The following is a 23,684-nucleotide window of genomic DNA, read 5'->3' on the forward strand; positions in this document are numbered from 1 at the left end:
TCATCTCGTCCACATATTCCATTTTCATTTTTTTAAAGTAGATACTTTTAATCCATTATACACGCTACCATGAACGTATTAAAATTTGGAGGAACATCAGTTGGTTCCTCAGAAAACATAAAGAAGGTTATCCAAATCTTAGATGATTATTCGCAAACTGAATCTGTAATCTGTATTGTTTCAGCCGTTGGCGGCATTACTGATAAATTGTTGAAGGCCGGTGAATTGGCACAACAAAAAAATGAAAGCTATCTTTCTGAATTTAAGACAATTAAAACAATTCACCTCAATATTTTGTCAGAGCTAATAAACACCCATAATGAGTCTGCAAAAGAGTATATTGAAAGCACATTAGCAAGTTTAAAAAGCTTGTTGGATGGTATTTATCTCATTAATGAACTGTCTCCCAAAACCAAAGATAAGCTCGTAAGTTTTGGAGAACTCCTATCCTCCTATATGATTGCGGAAACCATGAAAACTTCTGGTTTAGATGTCGTTCGGAAGAACAGTCAGGACCTCATAATTACCAATGCCAATTTTACAAAGGCAGAAGTAAATTACAACATTACAAATATAAATATTCAAGAGTATTTTAAGACTGCCCACCAAAAAATTACCATCCTGCCCGGCTTTGTTTCAAAATCGGAGTCTGGCGAAATCACTACCCTTGGGCGCGGCGGTTCTGATTTTACGGCTGCCATTGTCGCGGCGGCATTAAAAGTTAACCGATTGGAAGTTTGGACGGACGTTAGCGGCATGTTTACAGCCAATCCTAAACTCGTTAAACAAGCCTATCCAATTGAAAAACTGTCATATCAGGAAGCTATGGAACTGTCTCATTTTGGAGCCAAGGTCCTCTACCCACCTTCCGTTCAGCCAGTTTTAAATTTGGGCATTCCAATTCATATTAAAAATACAACGGAACCCGAAGCTCAAGGCACTATTATCACTAACGACAAGAGCAATGGGTTTTCAAAAGCTGCAAAAGGCATCACCAATATTAGCAATATTGCTTTATTAACGTTGCAAGGACATGGGATGGTGGGCATTCCTGGATTTTCTAAGCGCTTGTTTGAAACCTTGGCTCAAGAGAAAATTAATGTGATTTTTATTACCCAAGCATCCTCGGAACATTCGATCTGTTTTGGAATTGATGAGGGGGATGCCAATCTTGCCGCAATGAGTATTAATTTGACTTTCGAAAATGAAATCGCATTAAAAAAAATAGATCCTATTATTGTAGAAAAAGATCTGTCTATTGTGGCGCTTGTGGGTGATAACATGAAAAATCATCAAGGCATCAGCGGCAGAATGTTTAGTGCTTTAGGGAAAAACAACATCAATATCAGGGCCATTGCTCAAGGCGCATCGGAAAAGAACATCTCTACAGTAATTGCACAAAAAGACGTAAAAAAAGCACTAAATACCATACATGAACGCTTTTTTGAAGACCAAACTAAACAACTCAACGTGTTTATTACAGGCGTTGGTAATGTAGGTGAACGTCTTGTTGAACAAATTAGGCAACAACGAAAATATTTGAAAGAACAATTGAAAATCAACTTGAGAGTAATTGGGTTATCCAATTCTAAAACCATGATTTTTGATGAAACAGGATTGTCTCTTAAAAATTGGAAGGAACAATTAGCTTTGGGTGAAAAAGCGTCCTTAGAAGGATTTTTAGAGCGCAACAAGAGCTTCAACCTGCGTAATAGTGTGTTTGTAGATGTAACTGCAAATGAAGATGTTTCAAAAATATATGCAGATTATTTACAGGAAAGTATTGCTGTTGTAGCCTGCAACAAAATAGCCTGTTCTAGTGCGTTTGAAAATTATAGCAATCTGAAACGGCTGTCCGTAAAGTACAATGCACCTTATTTATTCGAAACGAATGTTGGTGCGGGGTTGCCTATCATTGACACGTTAAACCATTTAATTGCTTCTGGTGATAAAATAACTTCTATTCAAGCAGTGCTTTCCGGAAGTCTCAATTTTGTATTTAATAATTTTGATGACAGTACAAAATTCCACGATGTTGTAAAACAAGCACAAAAAGAAGGCTATACAGAGCCTGACCCACGTATCGACTTGAGTGGTGTAGATGTGGCTCGTAAAATTCTGATCCTCGCTCGTGAGAGTGGTACCGAAATGAATTTAGAGGATATTGAAAACACTTCGTTTTTGACGGATGCAAATTTAAAAAGTGATTCTGTAGCTGATTTTTATCAAACCTTAATTGATGATGAAGCACACTTTCAAAAGCTTTATGCGTCAGCCAAAGCGAACGATTGCCAGTTAAAATATGTGGCGGAATTTAACGATGGAAAAGCCAAGGTTGGATTAAAAGAAATCCCTAAAGACCATCCCTTCTATAATTTACAGGGCAAGGACAATATTGTCATGTTTTATACCCAACGCTATCCAGAGCAGCCCATGATCATTAAAGGTGCTGGTGCTGGTGCGGATGTGACGGCATCTGGGTTATTTGCGGATATTATTCGGATTGGGAATTAGGATTCAGTGGGCAGTTTTCAGTGGGCAGTAGGCAGTCTTCAGTAGGCAGTTTTCAGTAGGCAGTTTTCAGTAGGCAGTGGCACGAGAATTCATAATCTGATTTAAATTAGTGATAATTCGTGCCATTCGTGTCAAAACAAATTAAGTTACGGTGACTTTAATGCTCTTTTTGATATTAATTGAAACTTAAAAAATAAAGTACTTGTGATAAAAAACGAAATCAAAATATTCTCCCCGGCAACGGTAGCCAATGTCTCCTGCGGATTTGACGTCCTCGGGTTTTGTTTAGAGACCATCGGCGATGAGATGGTTGTCAGAAAAACAGATAAAAAAGGTATTTTCATCACAAAAATTGAAGGTTTTGATCTCCCTTTTGAAGCTGAAAAGAATGTGGCGGGCGTTTCTGCTTTAGCGATGATTGCTGATGCGAAACCCGACTTCGGTTTTGAGATTGAAATTTATAAACGGATTAAGCCTGGTAGCGGAATTGGGAGTAGCAGCGCCAGTGCCTCAGGATGTGTGTTTGCTATTAATGAGCTTTTAGGACGACCTTATAATAAAACCCAAGTAACTGACTTTGCCATGAAAGGCGAAGCCTTAGCGAGTGGCAGCGAACATGCTGATAATCTCGCCCCAGGAGTTTTTGGAGGATTTACTTTGGTTAAAAGCACTGTACCATTAGAAGTGTTACAATTACCAACCCCGAAAGATCTTTATGCCACTATTATCCATCCGCAAATAGAAATCAAAACTGCTGATGCACGAGCTATTCTGCCTAAGACATTTCCTTTGCAGGATGCGATTACGCAATGGGCTAATGTGGGCAGTTTTGTGCATGCTTTACACACCAACGACTATGAATTGTTGAAAAGAGCGTTACAAGACGTCATTGTTGAGCCACACCGTAGTCAATTGATTCCATTTTTTAAAGAGGTAAAATCTGCAGCGCTCAATAATGGCGCCTTAGGTGCGGGGATTTCTGGTGCTGGACCTTCAATTTATGCATTATCAAAAGGGATTGAGAATGCTAAAAATGTTGAGAAAGCGATGCGAGCCGTATATTCCGAAACGAATATTGCGTTTGAAACACATGTATCTAAAATTAATACAGAAGGCATAAGAGAAATTTAAATTGTGAAGTTAGATCGCGGAGTTTCACAGAGAAATGTGTAAAATATTCGTGAATTCATGACGAAAAAATAAAATTGAAAATGAACTACAGATCACTAAATAAAAAAGCACCAAACTCAAGTTTTAAAGACGCCGTCATTAGAGGAATTGCGCCTGACAAAGGATTGTATTTCCCGGAAAGCATCACCCCTTTACCGTATTCGTTTTTTCAAAGTATTGACGATTTATCATACGAGGAGATTGCCTTTGAGGCTATCAAACAATTCGTTAGTCCTGATATTCCTGAAGCTGTGTTAAAAACGATTATTGCGGAAACCTTGTCATTTGATTTTCCTGTAGTGGCAATTAATGACAATGTTTCTACATTAGAACTTTTCCATGGTCCGACAATGGCTTTTAAGGACGTAGGTGCTCGATTTATGGCCCGATGTTTAGGATATTTTAACCAGAATAACACTAAAGAAGTTACGGTGCTGGTTGCCACTTCAGGCGATACTGGCGGTGCCGTGGCAAATGGATTTCTCGGCGTAAAAGGCGTGAATGTGGTCATTCTATATCCTAGTGGAAAAGTGAGTGCTATTCAAGAAAAACAGTTAACCACATTAAAGCAAAACATCACAGCTTTAGAGGTTGATGGTGTTTTTGATGATTGTCAAGATATGGTGAAAAGAGCGTTCTTGGACGAAGACTTGACTTCTAAAATGCAACTAACGTCAGCAAACTCAATCAATGTCGCGCGTTGGTTACCCCAAATGTTTTATTTCTTTTTCGCTTATAAGCAACTGCATAAAACGCATAAGAACATTGTGTTTTCAGTACCAAGTGGCAACTTTGGAAATATATGCGCAGGAATGATGGCGCAACAATTAGGTTTGCCAATCCATCATTTTGTGGCGTCTAACAACCAAAATAACGTGGTCACTGAATATCTCACCACGCAATTATACCAGCCAAAACCTTCAGTACAAACCATTAGTAACGCTATGGATGTTGGTAACCCGAGTAATTTTATCCGCATTCAGGAAATCTTCAAAAATGATTTTGAGTCCTTAAAATCGAATTTATCCTCTTATAGTTTTTCTGATGATGAAACTCGCGAGGCTTTAAAAGAACTCTATAAAACCTATGCATATGTTGCAGATCCGCATGGTGCCGTGGGTTACTTAGGTTGTAAAGCCTATCTAGGAAAGAATCAAGATGCGCATTGTGTGTTTTTGGAAACTGCTCATCCTACGAAATTTTTGGATGTAGTAACCTCTGTAATCACAAAGGATATAGAATTACCACCACAGATTGAAGCCGTGATGGATCAAGATAAAGAATCCATTTCAATAGGAAGTTATGATGAATTAAAATCGGTACTTTTAAATACCATAAAATAAAGAAGAGGCGTAAGCCTCTTTTTTAATACTATAAGATCTAATATAATTACCGTTAAATGTTTTCAAAAGCTTTACCTATCAAGGTATCCCCCTTCACAATTTCGAAAGTAACCTTGTTAGCGGTGTTATCGTTAAGCACCCGCACCAATGTTTGTGCAACATCTGCCCTACTAATTTCGCCTTGTTGCGATAATTTAGGCTGTAGCTGGATATGATTTGTTGGTTTGTCATTGTTAAGACTTCCTGGTCTAACAATCGCATAATTGAGGCCGCTGCTCTTTAAGTGTTCATCAGCATTTTGCTTTGCTTTTAAATAATCTTGTAGTTGTTCCGCTTTCTCTGGAGCATCTGCACCCATGGAGCTCAACATTACGAATTTTTTAATGTTGGCATGTTTTGAAGCATCAATCATGCGTTTGGCTCCTTCTTGATCTACACCTATCACATTTTTACCGCCAGAACCGGCAGCAAAAATAACTTTATCTATATTTTCGAGTGTATGTGAGACATCCTTTTCTAAATCGCCCAAAACAGTTTGGATTCCTTTCGTTTCGAAATCTTGCATTTGATCTATTGATCTTACCATGGCCACAGGCTTAAAATACTGTGATTCAGTTAATAATTGAACAATTTGTTTTCCAGTGGTGCCATTTGCACCTGCTACCAATACGTTTTCCATACTATCAATTTAATAGAATTTATATCATGGCCAATTTTGGAACAGGGTTTAACTAAAGTTTATAACTATAGCAATAAGATTGTTTGCCATATAAATCATCCTTTTAATCGTCTCTATTCATTTTTAAAACAGATAATTTTCGATACTTTTGTGCTGCAACCATGGAAGATTTTTTAGTAGGAATATTGAAGTTTTTCGGCAATACTGTCGAAAACATTATTTCAGGCCTAAGTTTAAAACAAGGACTTTTGTATGCATTCTTTATTATCGCCATTTGTTTCGCCATCGTTTACTATCTAACAATAAATAATTAAATAAACTTTCTGCAACTGAATTATAAACAGTGATTCGGAAATTAAACAAACAATTTATGAAAAACACAGCATTAACAGCCACTCACGAAGCTCTAGGAGCTAAATTAGTCCCTTATGCAGGATTTAACATGCCTGTTCAATATGAGGGTGTCAGTGTAGAACACGAAACCGTAAGGAAAGGGGTTGGTGTATTTGATGTATCACATATGGGTGAATTTTTAATTGAGGGACCTCATGCCTTAGAACTCATTCAGAAAGTGTGCAGTAATGATGCCTCGAAACTTACCATTGGGAAGGCGCAATACAGCTATTTACCAAATGAAACAGGTGGTATTGTTGATGATCTAATTGTTTATAAAATTAAGGAGGAGACATATTTATTAGTGGTCAATGCTGGCAATATTGAAAAAGATTGGAACTGGATCAGTTCTAAAAATGATGTGGGCGCCACCATGAGAGACCTTTCTCCTGAGTATTCTTTATTGGCTATACAAGGTCCAAAAGCTGTGGAAGCCATGCAAAGCTTAACAAGCCATGATTTGTCTGAAATTAAATTCTACAATTTTGTGGTGGGCGATTTTGCAGGTATCGAGAATGTTATCATTTCTGCAACAGGTTACACTGGTAGTGGCGGATTTGAAATTTACTGTAAGAATTCAGAAGTGAAACAGATTTGGGACAAAGTTTTTGAAGCAGGTGCTTCTTACGGCATCAAACCAATCGGGTTGGCTGCACGTGACACCTTGCGTTTAGAAATGGGCTACTGCTTATATGGCAATGATATTGATGAAAACACGTCTCCTATTGCTGCTGGTTTAGGTTGGGTAACAAAATTCACCAAAGAGTTTACCAATAGTGAAGCTTTAAAATCAGAAAAAGAGCACGGTCCAGAAAATAAATTGGTCGGTTTTGAGTTAGATGATCGAGGCATCCCACGTCATGGCTACGATATTGTTGATGGCAATGGAAAAATTATTGGCGTAGTAACCTCTGGCACCATGTCGCCATCATTAAACAAAGGGATTGGCTTAGGATACGTACCAGCTATTTTTGCCGAAGCAGGCAGTAAAATTAACATACAAATTCGTAAAAATGCCGTTCCAGCAACTGTTGTGAAAACGCCATTTTATAAAGCATAATACATGATTGACTACCAAAATGTCATCAATACCATACATCAAGATTTAAAGGACGAGATCAATAGAGGCGTTGTTGCTTCTTATATTCCTGAATTGGCTGATGTAGATGCAAAAAACTTTGGAATTCATCTGAGGCTCATTAATGGAGACACTTTTGCCACTGGCAATTGGGATACGAAAATGTCCATTCAGAGTATTTCAAAGGTTTTGACGCTCGCCATGGCATTACCGATGTATCCGGAAAATTTATGGCAACGTGTAGATGTGGAGCCTTCAGGAAACCCCTTTAACCATTTATCACTATTAGAATTGGAAGATGGTATTCCTAGAAATCCGTTGATAAATGCAGGGGCACTAGTTATTGCTGACATTTTGGTATCACTTCTTGATAACCCTAAAGAAGATTTTTTAAAGTATGTACGCTCAGTGGTTGATGATCCTACCATCAATTTTAATGAAACTGTTGCTAATTCAGAACGTCTAACGGGGTATAATAATTACGCTGCTGCAAATTTATTAAAGGCATATGGCAATTTGAAAAATGATGTGGAGGATGTGTTAGATTTTTATTTCCATCAATGTGCGATAGAAATGAGCTGTGAGCAGCTCACCAAAGCATTTTTTATGTTTGCGAACCATGGTGCTTGCTGTCAACAGAACAAACGTATTTCTGAAAGTCAGGCCAAAAGGATCAATGCCATCATGCTCACTTGCGGATTTTATGATGAAGCTGGAGAATTCGCCTTTGAGGTTGGCTTACCAGGTAAAAGTGGCGTTGGCGGTGGTATAGTAGCACTCCTACCCAATCATTTTACAATTTCAGTATGGTCGCCTGGATTAAATGAGAAAGGCAATTCACTTTTAGGAATGAAAGCCTTAGAGCAGTTTACAACCATGACCAAATTGTCTATTTTTTAAAGAAAGTGCCCCAAATTTATGATGACACCAGACCACAAACATCGCATCCTGATCTTAGGAGCCAGTGGCTTTATTGGTAATGCTTTGTATAAAGAACTGTGTTCTTATTTCAGCACCTTTGGCACTTATCATGTAACAAACCCCGCTTTTGAACTTAACAAACACTTTTTTCAATACCGTGTTGAGGAAGATGATATTTTTGAGATTTTAGAAGCGGTTAAACCCTCAATCATCATCTCCTGTTTGCGCGGCGATTTTCATGCGCAAGTTATCGCCCATCGGCATATGGCGGAATATGTAGTAGCACATGATTGCAAGATTCTTTTCCTATCGTCGGCTAATGTTTTTGATGCCTATAGCAAATTCCCAAGCTATGAAGATGACAAGACACTCAGTGGCAGTATTTATGGCCATTTCAAGATAAAAATTGAAAACATGTTGATGCGACTGCCAAAGAAAAAGGTGGTGATTGTCAGGCTCCCCATGATCTTTGGGACACAATCGCCTCGGGTTAAAGTACTCAAGCAGCATATTGCCGATAAAACAGCCATTGAGGTATTTCCTAATTTGATTATGAATGTGACCACCGATTTTAAGCTGACCCAACAAATTCATTATATCATCAATAGAAATAAACACGGCATATTTCATCTTGGAAGTTCAGATTTAGTCCATCATGACGATTTTATAATGGAAATGGTGACTTTAATCACCTCTGAAAACGTACATTTTAAGCAGGTATATACTACAAACGAAGATCGTTATTTGGCTGTTATACCTAAATTGAACCCTTTACCAAAGCATCTTCAAATATGTAGTACAGAACTGTTGGAAGAATTGAACAATTACATGAATTATAATCCGTAGTCTTAGAGTTTGTCAATTATAATTTATAATTTTAAGAAACTAAAAAATCTAAAATATGTCTCCACTATCTGAAGAAACCATTGAAAAAAAATTATTACATTTTCCTGATTGGGAATATTATGACAACGCACTTCATGCAGAATTTGAATTTGATAATTTTAAGGATTGCTTTAGTGCCATGAGTAGAATAGCCTTTGAGTGTGAAGCACAAAACCACCATCCAGATTGGAAGAATGTTTATAACATGCTTACCATTTCCTTAACCACACACAGTGCGAAAGGCGTGACAGAAAAAGACTTTAAATTAGCTGAAGCGATTGAAGCCATTGTGGAAGTACAAGATTAAAAATAGATGGTATTAGACTGAAATAGGATCCCTTCGCTTAGAGAACAAAGATTGATCATAACTGAAAAATGAGCAATCATTATCATAAAATAAAAGTTATCCTGTCTGTCTAAAGCTTATTGACTTCAACAAACATGGTTTTAGTTTTAAGATCTTATGTTAAACTGTAAAGTATAAGGTTTATAACAAATAGTAATCAATTTTAAAATAACAGCCTTTCTTAAGGCTGTTTTTGATTAATGTATTGTCGATCTCCAATAACTTATCGTAGATGCTAAAATTAATATGCTTTAAAGATAATTTTGAGCCTACATATACCAACTCATAACTCTATTTTTTTAAATTTGTTAAGAATTTGAGATCATTCGGCTGATTGCTAAATTGTAACAATAGATGTTTATGAAATGCGTCTCAAACTCATATTTTTAAACTTTTAAACTAAAAACTTAAAATGGGAAGAGCTTTTGAATTTCGTAAGGCACGTAAAATGAAACGCTGGTCAGCCATGAGCAAGGCCTTTACGCGTATTGGCAAAGATATTGTAATGGCCGTAAAAGATGGCGGTCCTGATCCTGATACCAATGCACGGTTGAGAGCTGTTATTCAAAATGCCAAGGCCGTAAATATGCCTAAGGACAATGTGGAACGCGCTATTAAACGTGCTTCTGACAAAAATTTAGGCGATTTTAAAGAGGTCTTATTTGAAGGATATGCACCCCACGGTATTGCCATTTTAGTAGAAACCGCTACAGATAATAATACAAGGACCGTGGCTAACGTACGCAGTTATTTTAATAAATGTGATGGTAGCTTGGGTACATCTGGCTCTGTGGTTTTTATGTTTGACCATACTTGTAATTTCAGAATTAATGCTGAAGGTCTAGATCCAGAGGAATTGGAATTGGAGTTTATAGATTTTGGAGCTGAAGAAGTCTTTATGGACGATGACGGAATTTTAATTTATGCGCCTTTTGAAAGTTATGGGGCCATTCAGTCTGAATTGGAAAATAGAAAGATAGAAATTTTATCCTCAGGATTTGAGCGCATCCCTCAAGTTACTAAAAAACTCACGCCAGATGAAGCTGAAGATGTAGAAAAGTTATTGGAAAAATTAGAGGAAGATGATGACGTACAAAACGTGTACCATACTATGGAAGAAACTTCTGAAGAATAAGCATTATTAAGAACTCAATAAGTATAAAAAGCCAACAATCTCTTGTTGGCTTTTCTCTTTTTCATAGCAATGATTTCCGAATCACAAAAAATTCAATTCTAAGTGTTATCACTCGTAACTCATTACAAAAACGGCACTCTGTCAGTAAATTTGGAGTATGGTGGTAAAATAGGACTCATCATCATAAATTAGCAACCTTTTAATAAAATAACTCGTTCAAATACCCATACAGGCACCACTAAAAAAAGCTATCATTTACACAGACAGCTTTTTTTATGTTTTAGAATGATTGATGTTTCTTTTTAGGGACATGAAATGTTTACTTTATGTTTCATCATCAATTCACTCAAACAGTTTCAAATTTTATGCCAAAATTAGATTAGAATGTTAAAAAAGTCATAATCATGAGTAGGCATGAACTTTGCCTTTTACGCCATGAAAAAACCTGCGCATATATTTAAAATCAGCCTCTATATCATCTGTAGGGTAAAAAGGTTCTGAAATTTTATTTTGTTTATTTTCAAAATCAAAAGTGAACATGATAATAGGCACATTTGCTTTTTTAGCAATGTAATAGAATCCTGTTTTCCAATCCTCCACTCGCTTTCTAGTGCCTTCTGGCGATAATGCCAACCTAAACTCGTCCCGATTGTGGAAGAGCTTTGCTATAGCTTCCACCTTGTTTTGGCCTGGACGTCTATCTAAAGGTGCGCCTCCAATAGCTTTAAAATAGTAACTAAATGGCCATTTAAAAAGCTCCTTTTTCGCTACAAAATTGGCTTTAATACCAATGACCTGTCGCATTAAAAGGGCAATATAAAAATCTTCCCAACTGGTGTGTGGAGCGGCAATAATAACTGCTTTTTTTATGGTGTCTTTTGACATCGTAACGTTACCGACTACTTTCCATCCCAACACTTTTGAATACATAAATTTAGATAACCATTTCATATTACATCTTTTCGTATAAGGTTCTCAATTTTTCTCTGGTGATGGTTTGTTTCCAATTTTTACCTAGGGCATTTTCCCATAGTGGTTCCAATCCTAAAGCCACATTAATCATGGTGTCAAATTCGTCATCGGCTAGTTGAGCGCAAATCCCTTGTGGAAGTTTGATATTATGGATCGTTTTCATGTGTTTAAATAAAGCAACGTCCTCTGGATAAAATTCTTCTAGATGATCAAAAACTATGCAATTCCCGATACCGTGTTTCGTTCCTAAAAGATAGCCCAATCCGTAACTCAGCGCATGGGCCACACCTACTTGAGAATAGGCAATACTCATGCCGCCATGCCAAGATGCCATCATCAATTTGTCTTGTAACGCTTCTTTTGAGCCATTGGCTTCAACAAAAATTTCTTTGCACAAATCATAGGCTTTTTCACCATAACTCTGACTAAATGCATTGAGATACGTGCCTTTTAAAGATTCCACACAATGGATAAAGCAATCCATCCCGGTATAAAACCACTGATCTGTTGGAACGTCTTTAGTCAACTCCGGGTCTAGGATGACCTGATCAAACGGCGTATAATCTGAATTGATGCCCAATTTTCGCTTTGGCCCTGTCAACACTGTAGTACGCGACACCTCTGATCCTGTTCCAGAAATTGTTGGGATACCCACATGATAAATGGCGGGCGATTTGACCAAATCCCAACCTTGATAATCTTTAGATTCGCCTTTATTGGTAAGCATTATAGATACGGCTTTTGCCAAATCTAAAAGGGTGCCACCACCAATACCAATAATGCCCGATGGACGGTCTTTATAGGTTAAAATGATATCTTCTACCAACGCATCCACTTGAGATGTCGTGGGTTCTTTATCTGCTGAAATAAAAAGCAATTGATCTTCATAAGCCAAAGAAATTCTTGACGTTAACCAAGCATTGCCTTTAAAAACATCATCAACAAGATAAATAAATGGTGCCTTAACATTCAGTCGTTTTGGTTCTAAAATATCACTTAACTGATTAAAACTGCCACGTCCAAATACAACTCTGGACACCATTGGATAATTTTTATAAATCATTTTGATAGGGTCTTAAACTTTAGATTTGGGTGTTTTCTTTAGCAAAGGAAGAACTTCCATGACACTGGATAAGGTTTTATAATTCTTATATTCTTTTTCACTTGTTTTAACTTGCTCATGAATCCACGTGGTATGAAATGGCACATGGATAGCGTGAGCCTTGATATTTACCAATGGTAAAATATCAGATTTTAAGGAATTGCCAATCATCAAAAATTCTGAGGGTTTGATATCCAAATGATTCAGTAATTTAGAATAGTTGGCTTCTTTTTTGTCGCTCACCACCTCAATATGATGAAAATAATCCATTAGACCAGATTTCTCCAATTTGCGTTCCTGATCTAATAAATCGCCTTTGGTCACCACTATTAAGCGATAATCATCTGCTAAGGTGGTCAACACTTTTTCAACACCTTCAAGCAATTCAACAGGTTTATTAAGCATGTCCTTACCTACATTAAGAATGGCTTCTATTGTCGTATTGCTTATGGTATTATTAGACAGTTCTATAGCAATTTCAACCATAGACAAGATAAAACCTTTGATGCCGTAACCGTATAACGGTAAATTTTCGATTTGTCGTTTAAACAATTCCTGATCAATTTTATTGGCGGTTTCATATGGCGCCAACAGTTTTGCGAACTCAAGTTCTGCATCCCTAAAATAGGTTTCATTAACCCACAAGGTGTCATCAGCATCAAAACCAATCACTTTTATGTTCGAATAATCTATTTCCATAAACGTTTTGCGCGTTCTAAGTCCTCGGGTGTATCAATTTCCACTCCCTCCACATGGGTTTCGACCATTTTTATGCGTTTACCATACTCCAAATACCGGATGCATTCTATCTTTTCAGTCGCTTCAATAAACTGCATCGGCAAGTTATAAAAGTCTAGTAAGGCTTGTTTTCTAAAGGCATAAATCCCTTTGTGCTTAAAATAACGAGCACCCGCTTCTTTATCTCTTGGATACGGAATTGGACTTCTTGAAAAATAGAGGGCAAAATTATTTTGATCTACAATAACCTTTACGGTATTGGGGTTACTAATATCTTCCCAATCGTGGATTTCTACCATCAGCGATGCCAAATCTATTTGTTTGTTATGGTCATCTTTAAAAGCATTGAGCACCTTTTCTAAACTTTCACGTTCAGTAAACGGTTCATCTCCTTGTACATTTACTACAATATCCACATCTAAATCCTCAACTGCTTCTGCAATCCTATCACTACCAGATTCATGCTCTTTTTTGCTCATAATGGCTTTACCTCCATTATTGACTATTTCGTCATAAATGATGTTACTATCCGTCACCACATAGACGTCATCAAACAAATTGGTGGCCACGGTAGCCTCATAGGTTCTAAGGATAACGGTTTTACCCGCTAAATCCTGCATCAGCTTTGCTGGAAATCGTGATGCGCTGTAGCGCGCCGGAATCATTGAAATTATCTTCATAGTTGACCGTTAATTCAAATCAAAAGTAAAACTTTTTAAGCTATTTCAAGGTTTGGAAGGTTTAATCTTTTTATAAAGTTTAAAAATGACAAACACTACAAAAATCACTAATACAAAGGCGATAATAGGCAGGAAAATTGAAAAAACAGACATCACTATAGATGTCCCCGTTTCAATAGTTGACACCAGCGGATTTCCTAAACCTGCGGTAGATACTGAAGACGTCATACGAGATGCTCCGCCTGCGCTTTTAATCGTAGCAGCGGTTCCACCTCCCGCAATGATGGCAAGGGCCCAAGTAATTATCGGGCTTAAGTCGGCCACTGTAGACACCATGACGGCTGTACCTGCAATTGCGGCCAATGGAATAGCTATGGTATCCAATAAATTATCAACAAAGGGAATATAGTATGCTAAAATTTCAATTAAGGTAGCTACGCCCAACGTTATCACTGCAGTGAGGCTACCAATCCACACCCAAGCATCATTCAGTTCCCATACATTGAAATATGAAGCCAAACTAAGTGCAAATAAAGGCAGGAAAACTCTGAAACCTACAGATGCCGCTAATCCGATACCGAGAAAAATACTAATTATCGTTTCAGTCATTTATATAGAGATAGCCTACGGGGGACGCATTAATATAACCAATAATTTTTAAAGTTATTAAATTCTTGCATATGTTGACTTAAATTTAATTTGTCTTCTATAATCCCCATTGTGTTATTAAGTTAGGAGATAAAAAACTCATCGGGAAACCCAATTAAATATAATTTTTCCTTTGCCCTTGTCATTGCAGTGTAAAGCCATCTCAAGTAATCTTTATCAATACCATTTGGTAAATAAGGTTGCTCCACAAACACTGTATGCCATTGACCACCTTGCGATTTATGACAGGTAATGGCATACGAGAATTTAACCTGCAAGGCATTAAAATGCTTGTTATTCTTAATTTTTAGAAATTTCTTATAGTTGGAAGATTCATCTTCGTAATCTTTTTGCACCTCCTGATATAACCTATTTGATTCTTCATAAGGAAGTGATGGCGACTCTGCCTCTATAGTATCTAAAAGTAAAACCGTTTCAAAGGGGGACATTTTTGGATAATCGACCATTTGCACTTTAACTTCAGCAAATCTAAAGCCGTATAATTCTTGAATACTAAAAATTTCCAAAACCTGAATAATGTCACCATTAGCAATAAATCCCGCTTCAGATGTAGGTTTTACCCAAAAATAGTTATTCTTTACCACCATCAGAAAATCGCCCACAGTAAGCTCATTTTCATTATTTAAAATGCGCTCCCTAATCTGTTTATTGTATAAATTGGCACGTTTATTACTCCTTACAATAATCGCCGTTTCTTCCTTACCCTGGTCAGAATATCCATCATTGATGGCATCCATGATTTCATAACCATCTACAAGCCTGACAATATCTGAAAAGCCTTTTAAATCAAATTTAAACGATTCATAAAACTCACCTTCCAACACGTCGCGAAGGTTGGTGGCATTCATTAAAATTCCAGAATCTTCGGCCTGTCGCATGACTTCGTCCAATTCCGTTGAAATAACATTTTTATTGTAATTAAGATTAAGCTGAATTTGATCTAACGCCGGACTTAAATCAGATTTTACAGGTGGTAATTGTGCTTTATCCCCAATAAGTAAAAGTTTACAATTGTGACCTGAATAGACATACTGCATTAAATCATCCAAGAGCGAACCGTTTTCAAACAATTTTGAATCAGATGGCGCATCAGGAATCATGGAAGCTTCGTCTACAATAAATATGGTGTTGCGATGTTTGTTTGGTTGCATAACAAATTTCACACCACCACCTTTATCCTTTTTAGGAAAATAAATCTTCTTATGTATGGTAAAAGCTTCCTTTCCTGAATAATTTGAAATCACTTTTGCCGCTCTTCCGGTAGGCGCCATTAATACAGCACTCTTTTTAATATGCCATAAATTGGCTACCAACGTACCAATAATGCTTGTTTTTCCGGTACCAGCAAATCCTTTAAGAAGATAAATTTGGTTTGTATTGGTATCAAGAACGAACTTAGAAAGCTGATCTAAGACTATATTTTGCTTTAACGTGGGTTCAAAAGGGAATTTTTGTTTTAAATGTTTATAAAAATCGGAGGCATTCATATTTCAATCGGTCATTATTCTTAAAGCGGAAAGATAAGGTTTATAAAGAATTGTTGTAACTTTATACATCGTTTTTTGAGCGTAGCCTATAATATGTCATACGTGACTATTTTTAATTTTATCATTTTTATAAGGTTTGGTTTTCGTGAATAAAAAAAAATTGTAGATTTGCGTTAGACCATTTATAAAAATAAACTCACAAACTATGCTAACAGTAATTCTTGCTATTGTAATTGTTATCCTTCTTACGATTGGAATCGTTTGGTTGATTGACAAATTTGTTCCTAAAAACTTTAAGCCGATTTTACATATTGTGCTCTGGGCGGCGATTGCTTTTCTAGGCTATTCTACATTTATGTCAGTCTATGGAGAAATTGAATTTAATAAGCTCAAAGAAAAACGTTATGCGGCGGTAATTGAAAAACTGATTGACATAAGAGATTCACAAATGGCATACAAACAAGTAAACGGAAAATTTACCGATAACTTTGACGCTTTAGTAAGATTTATTGATACAGCTAATTATACTATCACACAACGAAGAGATTCAACCGTAGTGGATGAGGAATTAACTAAACGTTTTGGAGGTGTTACAACGACTAAAGAAATTATTATTATAGACACCTTAGGTTTTGTACCCGTTAAGGATTCATTATTTGGCGCAGATACACGCTACAAGACCATGATGAATGTGCCTGTTGGTAAACCTGGTGCTAAGTTTACTTTAAAAGCAGGTATGTTAGACAACATTCCAGTATTTGAGGCAAGTGTAGATAAAGCCATCATCTTAGATGGCGAAGACAAAAATCTTATAGCAAAAGAAAAGCAAGTTGTTTCTGTTGACGGCGTAAACGGACCAAAACTTATGGTAGGTTCAATGGACGAAGTTAAGACCAACGGAAACTGGCCTAAAAACTATTCAACTAGAGAATAAATTGGAATCAATACACTTAAAAAAACTGTCCATTCAAATTAGTTTGAGTGGACTTTCTTTTTGTATTCTAAATACTGCTGACAAAACGGTTGACTATTTAAAGCGAATTGACTTTAAAATCAAACAGTCGCCAGAAGCTATTTTGGAACACCTTAAAAATGCTATTGCAGATGAACCGCTTTTACGCGATACTTTTGATAGCGTATTAGTGCTGTTTCAGAATGATTTGTCCAATGTAGTCCCTCAGCAATTCTTTAATGAAGAGCATTCTTCCGATTATCTTAAGTTCAGTTCAAAAATTATAAAAACTGATTTTATTTCGCATGACACCATTGAAGTCAATAACAGTGTCAATGTGTTTGTGCCATATGTAAATATCAATAATTACATTTTTGAAGTTTACGGAGCGTTTGAATATAAACATGCTTCAACCATCTTAATTGAACATGCATTGCAGGAGACGCAAGCTACAGAAGAGACCAAGCTGTATATAAATGTTGCGCCGGTTCATTTTGAGATGGTCGTCGTACACAACGGACAACTGCAACTTTATAATACGTTTGATTATCATACTAAAGAAGATTTTCTCTACTACATTCTTTTTGTAATTGAACAGTTAAAGTTAGATCCTGAAACACTTCTCCTTACATTATCTGGTTCTATTGAAAAAGATGATGAACTTTATAAACTATTATATACTTATATCCGATTTGTGTCGTTTGAGGAGCCATCAAAGGCCCTCTCCTTTGATCTTTTAGAATTACAGGTCTCAAAACACCAACATGCGCTTATCTTAAACAGTTTCAATTTATGAGAATCATCTCAGGTCAGTATAAAGGCAGACGTATTACACCACCAAAAAAGCTTCCAGTACGCCCGACTACCGATATGGCCAAAGAAGCGCTTTTTAATATCTTAAATAACAATTTTTATTTTGATGAGATTTCTGTACTCGATTTGTTTGCCGGTACCGGCAGCATCAGTTACGAATTTGCGTCTAGAGGTACTGAGACCATTACTTCTGTAGATGAAGATTTTGGATGTATTAAATTCATCAACAAGACAGCTGAAGAATTTGAAATGAACATTCAAACGGTCAAGAGTGATGTCTTCAAATTTTTGGAAAGTACTAAAATGCAAGCGACAGTTATTTTTGCCGATCCGCCTTACGCATTCAGTTTAGAGCAATTTGCAAGAATACCGGAATTGGTTTTTGAAAATAACCTTTTGGAAGACGACGGTATTTTAATTGTCGAAAGTGCTAAACAAATGGACCTATCGGGGCTTCCTTTCTTTAGTTACTCCAAAAATTATGGCAGTAGCTTATTTAGTTATTTTGAAAGACCGAAATTGTCTGTTAGTTGATCTTGCAAAATTATCAAACTAGCATTACATAAGTATAACAAACAAAAGCCCTTTGGAGATTCCAAGGGCTTGTATGTTTAAGTAAATCTATAAGCCGAATTCTGTATCACCTCTAAAAGTGACCCTTATCATTTATCTGCGTGTACTGTTACCAGCACACTTTAGCTGTCTACCCTCCAACAATTGAGCGTGCCGCCCTCTCGCCTGTCACCATCTGTTAAAAACAAACAGCAAACAAGCAGCGTTGGTATACATGACATTGCACCACATAGAGTTTACCTGGTTTCACTACAGCATGACCTGTACATACTTTCTGTTGCACTTTTCCTGATCTCACGACCGATGGCCATTAACCATTATGTTGCACTACGGTGTTCGGACTTTCCTCCAAATGCTCAACCAAGTTGAACCGTCAGCGATAAGGCGATTTACTTGAGGCCAAAGTTAGCTTAAAGTTTTAACTGCTTAAAATTATTTAAGACCTAAAATTATCCCAATAAAAATTACCTCAAAAAAAGTTCCAAATGAGGTCGTAGTTCATAAATCTACTCACAATTTTTGTTAATAACTAATACTAAAAACGGTTGTTGTAGCTGCTTATTTCGAACTGATTTTATAACTTTGTTACTTCTAGGCTGACATCTATTGTGCAGCATATTTAGAGAATTATCAATGGAACATTTTATCGTATCGGCTCGCAAGTATAGACCTCAGACATTTAAGGATGTTGTGGGTCAGCAGGCTATTACTAATACCTTATTAAATGCCATTGAACATAATCATTTAGCTCAGGCTCTACTCTTTACTGGACCTCGGGGCGTTGGTAAAACCACCTGTGCCCGTATTTTAGCTAAAATGATTAATAGTGATGGTACTGAACAGGAAGACGAAGATTTTGCATTTAATATTTTTGAATTGGATGCAGCCTCTAACAACTCTGTTGATGATATCAGAAATTTAACGGATCAGGTTCGGATTCCACCACAGGTTGGAAAATACAAAGTCTATATTATTGACGAGGTCCACATGCTTTCCCAGGCTGCATTTAATGCGTTTTTGAAAACTTTGGAAGAACCCCCAAAACATTGTATATTTATTTTAGCCACCACAGAAAAGCACAAAATCATTCCAACAATTTTGTCGCGTTGCCAAATATTCGACTTTAAACGCATCACTGTTAAGGACGCCAAGAACTATCTCAAATACATAGCAGAAGAACAAGGTATTGACGCTGAAGATGATGCGCTTCATATCATAGCTCAGAAAGCAGATGGTGCCATGCGCGATGCGCTTTCCATTTTTGATAGAGTGGTCAGTTTTTCTGGAAAGAACCTAACCCGCCACGCGGTTACTGAGAACTTAAACGTTCTAGATTATGAAACCTATTTTACAAGCACTGATCTGATATTAGATAATAAAATTCCTGAATTGCTCATTCAGTTTAATGAAACCTTATCGAAAGGATTTGATGGGCATCATTATATTGCAGGTCTGGCATCGCACTTTAGAGATTTAATGGTTTGTAAAAATGAGCACACCATCGAACTTCTTGAAGTTGGGGAAGATACCAAGCTCAAATATATAGAACAGTCCAGAAAGGCCAGTTATGAATTCCTAATGAAGGGCATAGAATTGGCCAACGACTGTGATCTAAAATTTAAAAACAGTAAGAATCAACGCTTACTTGTTGAACTGACCTTAATGCAGCTTGCCTCTATCACTTTTGATGGAGAAAAAAAAAATAGCAAACATTACATAATACCGGCCTCCTATTTTAAGGGCAAAGGTATAAAACCCGTGCCAGTTACTCTTCCTAAAAAAGAGGCCGTAGTTACTAATACTGTGGCTGAACCCGTGCGATCAACACCAGAATCTAAGCAAAATCAACCGCATAGCCCATATGCTCAACAAGCAGTCAAAAAGATTGATTTAAAACTTGATAACAAGCGCACTTCGGGATTGTCACTTAAAAGTATCAAGGCTAAGAAGGAACATCTTATTAAACAAATGGAGGTGGTCATTGATCCTAATGATTTACCTACTGAAGATTTTTCTCAGGAAGCTTTTAACAAGGCTTGGTCCGCATACATTAGCGCTTTAAATCGAAAAGGCGAAAAAATAATGGTGTCTATGCTAGAAATGAGTAAGCCAGTATTAAAAGGAACTACTATCCATGTAGAATTTCCAAATGAATCTCTGAAAATAGAATTGGAGCGCGCTCAATTTCCTTTAATGGAACATCTCAGAAAAACACTTCGTAATTTTAATTTATCTTTAGAGATTGAGGTGAATGAAGAAATATCTAAAAAATATGCCTTTACACCAATTGAAAAATACGAAAAATTGAAGGAGAAAAATCCGAATATTGAACTTCTAAAAAAGACCTTCGGATTAGATTTATAAAATTATTATTATATTCTACATCGTATATAGTTGTTTAAAGAACCACAGCATGAAAAATTTATTAGGTATTTTCGTCGTAATTGCCGCTATTTGTTTTAACTGCGATGGCCGGCAAACTAAAAGAGAGGCCTTTGTAAAGGCTGTGGCTGAATATAATTTAAACACCACACCTCTGCCCGCTGTAATTTTTAGCCCTGATCGCAATGTAGAGATTGTTACGGATACTTTGATTGCAAATAGCCTAAATGTACGTATTAGAAATTATTCTTTAATGGATGCCCAAATTGTGGTATCTCGTACAGAAATGAATAACTCAAGCCAAATACAATACCAACGCATATTTGAATCTGAAATCACAATTACCAAAGCATCAAAATCAATTTTAAGCACTCATATCTCTGCTAAGCAATTTAAAGGATGGAGCACGGATCCCTTTTGGAAGGATGCCACATTGCAGCATACTTGGGTCAATCAAGAATTATCCAGCGCTGATGCTATTACGTTAGAGATATCGTTTATCAACCCTAATACCAAAGGGTATAAATTATATCGAATGTATATAGATACTCATGGCAAACAAGCTTTGCATTTAATTGAAGAACACAGTTAATTACTAACCTTTTTAAACACTCCCAAAGGCCACCGTTATAAAATGGGTGACTTTAAAATGATACAACATTATGCTCGGACTAAAATTACCCACTGATCCACGTTGGGTCAACATTGTTGAAAAAAATATTGAAGACATTTTAACAGACCATGCTTACTGTGAACAAAAAGCGACTAGTACTGCCATATCATTAATTGTTAGTTTTCCAGAATATACTGAACTGGTGCAAGAAATGGTAGCTTTGGTTAAAGAGGAAATTAGCCACTTTAAAATGGTACACGATAAAATACTTGAAAACGGATGGACGCTTGGTCGCGATCGTAAAGACGAGTATGTTTTACAATTGATTACATTTTTTCCTAAAGGCGGCAGCAGGACCACACAATTGGTACACCGGTTACTTTATGCGGCCTTAATTGAAGCGAGAAGTTGCGAACGTTTCCGTTTGTTATCTGAAGAATTGGAAGATAAGGAGTTGGCCGAATTTTATCGCAGGTTAATGGTGAGCGAAGCCAATCATTATACCATGTTTTTAGGATTTGCCAGACAGTATGGAGACCGTAAGGAAGTCGATAAAAAATGGAATGATCTATTAGAGTTTGAAGCTGAAATCATGAAAAACTTGAGTAAAAGTGAAACGATTCATGGATAGGAATCCTGAACTTTAAATTCTAAGTATAAAAAAAGCTCCAGTCAATGTGGAGCTTTTTTTGTTTGGAATAATAAACATTAGAGCCTATACGTTACTCCAAATTGCATAACACCTTGCGTTGCTTCAAGGTTTATATCATCATTAAATACATTGGTGATTCCGTATAAATAACGGAAGTCAATTCCAAATTCGTCAGTGAGCATATATTCAGCAAACCCAACACCTGAGAATGCAAAATTTTTAAAACCATCATCATGTTTATGCACTTTTAGTCCTACCTGCGGTCCAACGCCAAGTTTCAATCCACCAACGATATTGTAGTTTAAAATGACTGGTAAATTTAAGTAGTCAGTTTTAAAATTTTGAAGATTTGCACCCTCTGGAGAATATTGCAATTCAGTCATTACCGCCAAGGTTTCAGTCAATCCAAAATCTACGAAAGCTCCAAAAACGAAGCCATTTCTATGCGGATTGGACATGATGCCGTCTTCTTTATAATCCATATTAGAAACGTTGGTACCAAAATGAACACCATATTTAATGTCTTGTGAAAATGTATAGGTAGATAAACCTATAACCAATACTAATGTGTATAATTTTTTCATAATATTTGATTTGAGGATGCGAATATAACTCGAAAACCAGTACGTTTTTTAATTATTAGATGTGTTACAGAGAAAAGAAGTCAAAAGGTTATGTCAAACAATATTGACGCTAGAAACTGCACCAAAATAAACGCTTTTAATAATGCCATCAGAAAGTCCGATTTTTGGCACATAGATATACTTGGCATCACTCCATTTCATAGCACTTAGATAGATTCGTGTTGCGGGTATGATCACATCAGCCCGATCCTGATTTAAATCCAATTCTGTAATACGCTCTTCATAACTGTAGGTTTGCAACATGTTATAATACGAGGTCAAATAGAAATATGTAAGAGGCTTCCCTAAAGGTTTTCCAGAAATTTTAAAGATTTTGTTGATATTTCCTCCAGATCCCAAGAGGTCAATTTTTTCAAAATCTTTGGTATTTTGCTTAATCCAAGCCTCCAGCTCTAACCAAGCTTCCTTCTGTACAATGTCATTTAGCAACCGTACCGTTCCTATTTTAAAAGATTTTGAAGCAGTTGTTATTCCTTGATGAATAACAGAGAATTCGGAACTTCCTCCACCAACATCCACGTATAAATAAGTCTTACTTTTATCGATAAAACTATTTAAATCTGTAGCGGCAATGATTGCAGCTTCTTCTTCACCGTCTATAATGTCAATTTTTACCTTAGAGTGCTTTTTGATGAGCTTTACAATGTCCTTGCCATTTTCAGCTTCACGCATTGCCGAAGTTGCACAGGCCTTATAAGCGATTACTTTATGGGATTTCATAAGCAATTTAAAGGCATTCATGGTATCAATCAGACGCAGTTCATTCTCTTTTGAAATTTTCTGATTTAAAAACACATCGGCACCTAAACGAATCGGTACCCTTACCAATGAACTTTTCTTGAAAAGTGTAGGTTTCCCTTTTTGTTCAATGATATTTGAAATGAGTAAACGTACCGCATTTGAACCAATGTCAATTGCAGCATATTTTTTAATGGTTAACATA

23 protein-coding genes and 1 other RNA gene are annotated in these 23,684 nt (G+C 36.6%); 14 read left to right on the forward strand and 10 right to left on the reverse strand.

The features are described from left to right. Positions 1–69: 69 nt before the first annotated feature. The 3 genes from thrA (at position 70) to thrC (ending at position 5,027) form a co-directional block, all read left to right on the forward strand. Complete coding sequence (gene thrA / locus BXY82_RS10940; RefSeq protein ID WP_133758226.1) at positions 70–2,514, forward strand: bifunctional aspartate kinase/homoserine dehydrogenase I; 2,445 nt, start codon at positions 70–72, stop codon at positions 2,512–2,514. A gap of 207 nt (positions 2,515–2,721) precedes the next feature. Further along, positions 2,722–3,645, forward strand: a complete 924-nt coding sequence (locus BXY82_RS10945; protein ID WP_133758650.1) for a homoserine kinase — start codon at positions 2,722–2,724, stop codon at positions 3,643–3,645. A gap of 80 nt (positions 3,646–3,725) precedes the next feature. After that, positions 3,726–5,027: a threonine synthase gene (gene thrC, locus BXY82_RS10950; protein ID WP_133758227.1), complete on the forward strand. Its 1,302-nt coding sequence runs from the start codon at positions 3,726–3,728 to the stop codon at positions 5,025–5,027. A 52-nt stretch (positions 5,028–5,079) separates the two neighbouring features. Here the strand turns inward: thrC and BXY82_RS10955 are convergent, their stop codons facing one another. Further along, positions 5,080–5,706, reverse strand: a complete 627-nt coding sequence (locus tag BXY82_RS10955; protein ID WP_133758228.1) for an SDR family oxidoreductase — start codon at positions 5,704–5,706, stop codon at positions 5,080–5,082. 370 nt (positions 5,707–6,076) lie between these two features. Here BXY82_RS10955 and gcvT point away from each other — a divergent pair, with 370 nt between their 5' ends. From gcvT to BXY82_RS10980, 5 genes are all read left to right on the forward strand, one after another. Next, positions 6,077–7,159, forward strand: coding sequence for a glycine cleavage system aminomethyltransferase GcvT (gcvT, locus tag BXY82_RS10960; RefSeq protein ID WP_133758229.1), 1,083 nt, complete (start codon positions 6,077–6,079; stop codon positions 7,157–7,159). 3 nt (positions 7,160–7,162) lie between these two features. Next, positions 7,163–8,077, forward strand: a complete 915-nt coding sequence (locus BXY82_RS10965) for a glutaminase (protein ID WP_133758230.1) — start codon at positions 7,163–7,165, stop codon at positions 8,075–8,077. 18 nt (positions 8,078–8,095) lie between these two features. Next, positions 8,096–8,944 carry a sugar nucleotide-binding protein gene (locus BXY82_RS10970; RefSeq protein ID WP_133758231.1) on the forward strand — a complete coding sequence of 283 codons (849 nt, stop codon included), beginning with the start codon at positions 8,096–8,098 and terminating at the stop codon, positions 8,942–8,944. Between the two features lie 55 nt (positions 8,945–8,999). After that, complete coding sequence (locus tag BXY82_RS10975) at positions 9,000–9,290, forward strand: 4a-hydroxytetrahydrobiopterin dehydratase (RefSeq protein ID WP_133758232.1); 291 nt, start codon at positions 9,000–9,002, stop codon at positions 9,288–9,290. Positions 9,291–9,741: 451 nt separating this feature from the next. Further along, a complete protein-coding gene (locus tag BXY82_RS10980; RefSeq protein ID WP_133758233.1) occupies positions 9,742–10,464 on the forward strand; it encodes a YebC/PmpR family DNA-binding transcriptional regulator in 723 nt (240 codons plus the stop codon). Between the two features lie 402 nt (positions 10,465–10,866). Here BXY82_RS10980 and BXY82_RS10985 read toward each other — a convergent pair whose 3' ends face one another. The 6 genes from BXY82_RS10985 to BXY82_RS11010 form a co-directional block, all read right to left on the reverse strand. After that, positions 10,867–11,415, reverse strand: a complete 549-nt coding sequence (locus tag BXY82_RS10985) for a 1-acyl-sn-glycerol-3-phosphate acyltransferase (RefSeq protein WP_133758234.1) — start codon at positions 11,413–11,415, stop codon at positions 10,867–10,869. Position 11,416: 1 nt separating this feature from the next. Then, positions 11,417–12,499 (reverse strand): iron-containing alcohol dehydrogenase family protein, encoded by a 1,083-nt coding sequence (locus BXY82_RS10990; protein ID WP_243835784.1) that lies wholly within the window; start codon positions 12,497–12,499, stop codon positions 11,417–11,419. Between the two features lie 12 nt (positions 12,500–12,511). Further along, positions 12,512–13,237 (reverse strand): HAD family hydrolase, encoded by a 726-nt coding sequence (locus tag BXY82_RS10995; protein WP_133758235.1) that lies wholly within the window; start codon positions 13,235–13,237, stop codon positions 12,512–12,514. Further along, entirely contained in the window at positions 13,228–13,956 is a 729-nt protein-coding gene (gene kdsB / locus BXY82_RS11000; protein WP_133758236.1) for a 3-deoxy-manno-octulosonate cytidylyltransferase, read from the reverse strand. The genes BXY82_RS10995 and kdsB overlap by 10 nt, the downstream gene beginning before the upstream one ends. 45 nt (positions 13,957–14,001) lie before the next feature. Next, positions 14,002–14,565 (reverse strand): DUF4126 domain-containing protein, encoded by a 564-nt coding sequence (locus BXY82_RS11005; protein ID WP_133758237.1) that lies wholly within the window; start codon positions 14,563–14,565, stop codon positions 14,002–14,004. 122 nt (positions 14,566–14,687) lie between these two features. Then, positions 14,688–16,112 (reverse strand): ATP-dependent DNA helicase, encoded by a 1,425-nt coding sequence (locus BXY82_RS11010; RefSeq protein WP_133758238.1) that lies wholly within the window; start codon positions 16,110–16,112, stop codon positions 14,688–14,690. A 205-nt stretch (positions 16,113–16,317) separates the two neighbouring features. Here BXY82_RS11010 and BXY82_RS11015 point away from each other — a divergent pair, with 205 nt between their 5' ends. Genes BXY82_RS11015 through BXY82_RS11025 form a run of 3 tightly spaced genes read left to right on the forward strand, consistent with a single transcriptional unit; the run spans position 16,318 to position 18,411 of the window. Further along, positions 16,318–17,046, forward strand: a complete 729-nt coding sequence (locus BXY82_RS11015) for a hypothetical protein (protein WP_133758239.1) — start codon at positions 16,318–16,320, stop codon at positions 17,044–17,046. 1 nt (position 17,047) lies between these two features. Next, entirely contained in the window at positions 17,048–17,860 is an 813-nt protein-coding gene (locus BXY82_RS11020) for a DUF3822 family protein (protein ID WP_133758240.1), read from the forward strand. Further along, on the forward strand, positions 17,857–18,411 hold the full coding sequence (locus tag BXY82_RS11025) for an RsmD family RNA methyltransferase (protein WP_133758241.1): 555 nt from the start codon (positions 17,857–17,859) through the stop codon (positions 18,409–18,411). The genes BXY82_RS11020 and BXY82_RS11025 overlap by 4 nt, the downstream gene beginning before the upstream one ends. Positions 18,412–18,485: 74 nt before the next feature. Here the strand turns inward: BXY82_RS11025 and rnpB are convergent. Then, positions 18,486–18,846, reverse strand: an RNA gene (rnpB, locus tag BXY82_RS11030) — RNase P RNA component class A. A gap of 237 nt (positions 18,847–19,083) precedes the next feature. Here rnpB and dnaX point away from each other — a divergent pair. The 3 genes from dnaX to miaE all read left to right on the forward strand — a co-directional run bounded on the left by dnaX (position 19,084) and on the right by miaE (position 22,076). Beyond that, the gene (dnaX, locus tag BXY82_RS11035; protein WP_133758242.1) at positions 19,084–20,814 is read left to right on the forward strand and encodes a DNA polymerase III subunit gamma/tau; all 1,731 of its coding nucleotides are present in this window, start codon (positions 19,084–19,086) and stop codon (positions 20,812–20,814) included. 49 nt (positions 20,815–20,863) lie between these two features. Next, on the forward strand, positions 20,864–21,424 hold the full coding sequence (locus tag BXY82_RS11040; RefSeq protein WP_133758243.1) for a hypothetical protein: 561 nt from the start codon (positions 20,864–20,866) through the stop codon (positions 21,422–21,424). A gap of 70 nt (positions 21,425–21,494) precedes the next feature. Continuing rightward, on the forward strand, positions 21,495–22,076 hold the full coding sequence (gene miaE / locus BXY82_RS11045; protein WP_133758244.1) for a tRNA-(ms[2]io[6]A)-hydroxylase: 582 nt from the start codon (positions 21,495–21,497) through the stop codon (positions 22,074–22,076). A 77-nt stretch (positions 22,077–22,153) separates the two neighbouring features. Here miaE and BXY82_RS11050 read toward each other — a convergent pair whose 3' ends face one another. Beyond that, a complete protein-coding gene (locus BXY82_RS11050) occupies positions 22,154–22,681 on the reverse strand; it encodes an outer membrane beta-barrel protein (protein WP_133758245.1) in 528 nt (175 codons plus the stop codon). A gap of 93 nt (positions 22,682–22,774) precedes the next feature. Continuing rightward, positions 22,775–23,683 (reverse strand): Ppx/GppA phosphatase family protein, encoded by a 909-nt coding sequence (locus BXY82_RS11055; RefSeq protein WP_133758246.1) that lies wholly within the window; start codon positions 23,681–23,683, stop codon positions 22,775–22,777. Position 23,684: the final 1 nt, after the last annotated feature.

Origin of the sequence: Gelidibacter sediminis (assembly GCF_004364975.1) — a bacterium.
Taxonomy (GTDB): domain Bacteria; phylum Bacteroidota; class Bacteroidia; order Flavobacteriales; family Flavobacteriaceae; genus Gelidibacter; species Gelidibacter sediminis.

Coding starts and splice junctions, on each gene's coding strand:
- dnaX (WP_133758242.1), top strand. CDS start 19,084: ATGGAACATTTTATCGTATCGGCTCGCAAGTATAGACCTCAGACATTT.
- BXY82_RS10990 (WP_243835784.1), bottom strand. CDS start 12,499: ATGATTTATAAAAATTATCCAATGGTGTCCAGAGTTGTATTTGGACGT.
- BXY82_RS10980 (WP_133758233.1), top strand. CDS start 9,742: ATGGGAAGAGCTTTTGAATTTCGTAAGGCACGTAAAATGAAACGCTGG.
- BXY82_RS10985 (WP_133758234.1), bottom strand. CDS start 11,415: ATGAAATGGTTATCTAAATTTATGTATTCAAAAGTGTTGGGATGGAAA.
- BXY82_RS10975 (WP_133758232.1), top strand. CDS start 9,000: ATGTCTCCACTATCTGAAGAAACCATTGAAAAAAAATTATTACATTTT.
- BXY82_RS10970 (WP_133758231.1), top strand. CDS start 8,096: ATGATGACACCAGACCACAAACATCGCATCCTGATCTTAGGAGCCAGT.
- thrC (WP_133758227.1), top strand. CDS start 3,726: ATGAACTACAGATCACTAAATAAAAAAGCACCAAACTCAAGTTTTAAA.
- thrA (WP_133758226.1), top strand. CDS start 70: ATGAACGTATTAAAATTTGGAGGAACATCAGTTGGTTCCTCAGAAAAC.
- BXY82_RS10955 (WP_133758228.1), bottom strand. CDS start 5,706: ATGGAAAACGTATTGGTAGCAGGTGCAAATGGCACCACTGGAAAACAA.
- BXY82_RS11015 (WP_133758239.1), top strand. CDS start 16,318: ATGCTAACAGTAATTCTTGCTATTGTAATTGTTATCCTTCTTACGATT.
- BXY82_RS11040 (WP_133758243.1), top strand. CDS start 20,864: ATGAAAAATTTATTAGGTATTTTCGTCGTAATTGCCGCTATTTGTTTT.
- BXY82_RS11025 (WP_133758241.1), top strand. CDS start 17,857: ATGAGAATCATCTCAGGTCAGTATAAAGGCAGACGTATTACACCACCA.
- kdsB (WP_133758236.1), bottom strand. CDS start 13,956: ATGAAGATAATTTCAATGATTCCGGCGCGCTACAGCGCATCACGATTT.
- miaE (WP_133758244.1), top strand. CDS start 21,495: ATGCTCGGACTAAAATTACCCACTGATCCACGTTGGGTCAACATTGTT.
- gcvT (WP_133758229.1), top strand. CDS start 6,077: ATGAAAAACACAGCATTAACAGCCACTCACGAAGCTCTAGGAGCTAAA.
- BXY82_RS11010 (WP_133758238.1), bottom strand. CDS start 16,112: ATGAATGCCTCCGATTTTTATAAACATTTAAAACAAAAATTCCCTTTT.
- BXY82_RS10965 (WP_133758230.1), top strand. CDS start 7,163: ATGATTGACTACCAAAATGTCATCAATACCATACATCAAGATTTAAAG.
- BXY82_RS10995 (WP_133758235.1), bottom strand. CDS start 13,237: ATGGAAATAGATTATTCGAACATAAAAGTGATTGGTTTTGATGCTGAT.
- BXY82_RS11050 (WP_133758245.1), bottom strand. CDS start 22,681: ATGAAAAAATTATACACATTAGTATTGGTTATAGGTTTATCTACCTAT.
- BXY82_RS11055 (WP_133758246.1), bottom strand. CDS start 23,683: ATGTTAACCATTAAAAAATATGCTGCAATTGACATTGGTTCAAATGCG.
- BXY82_RS11005 (WP_133758237.1), bottom strand. CDS start 14,565: ATGACTGAAACGATAATTAGTATTTTTCTCGGTATCGGATTAGCGGCA.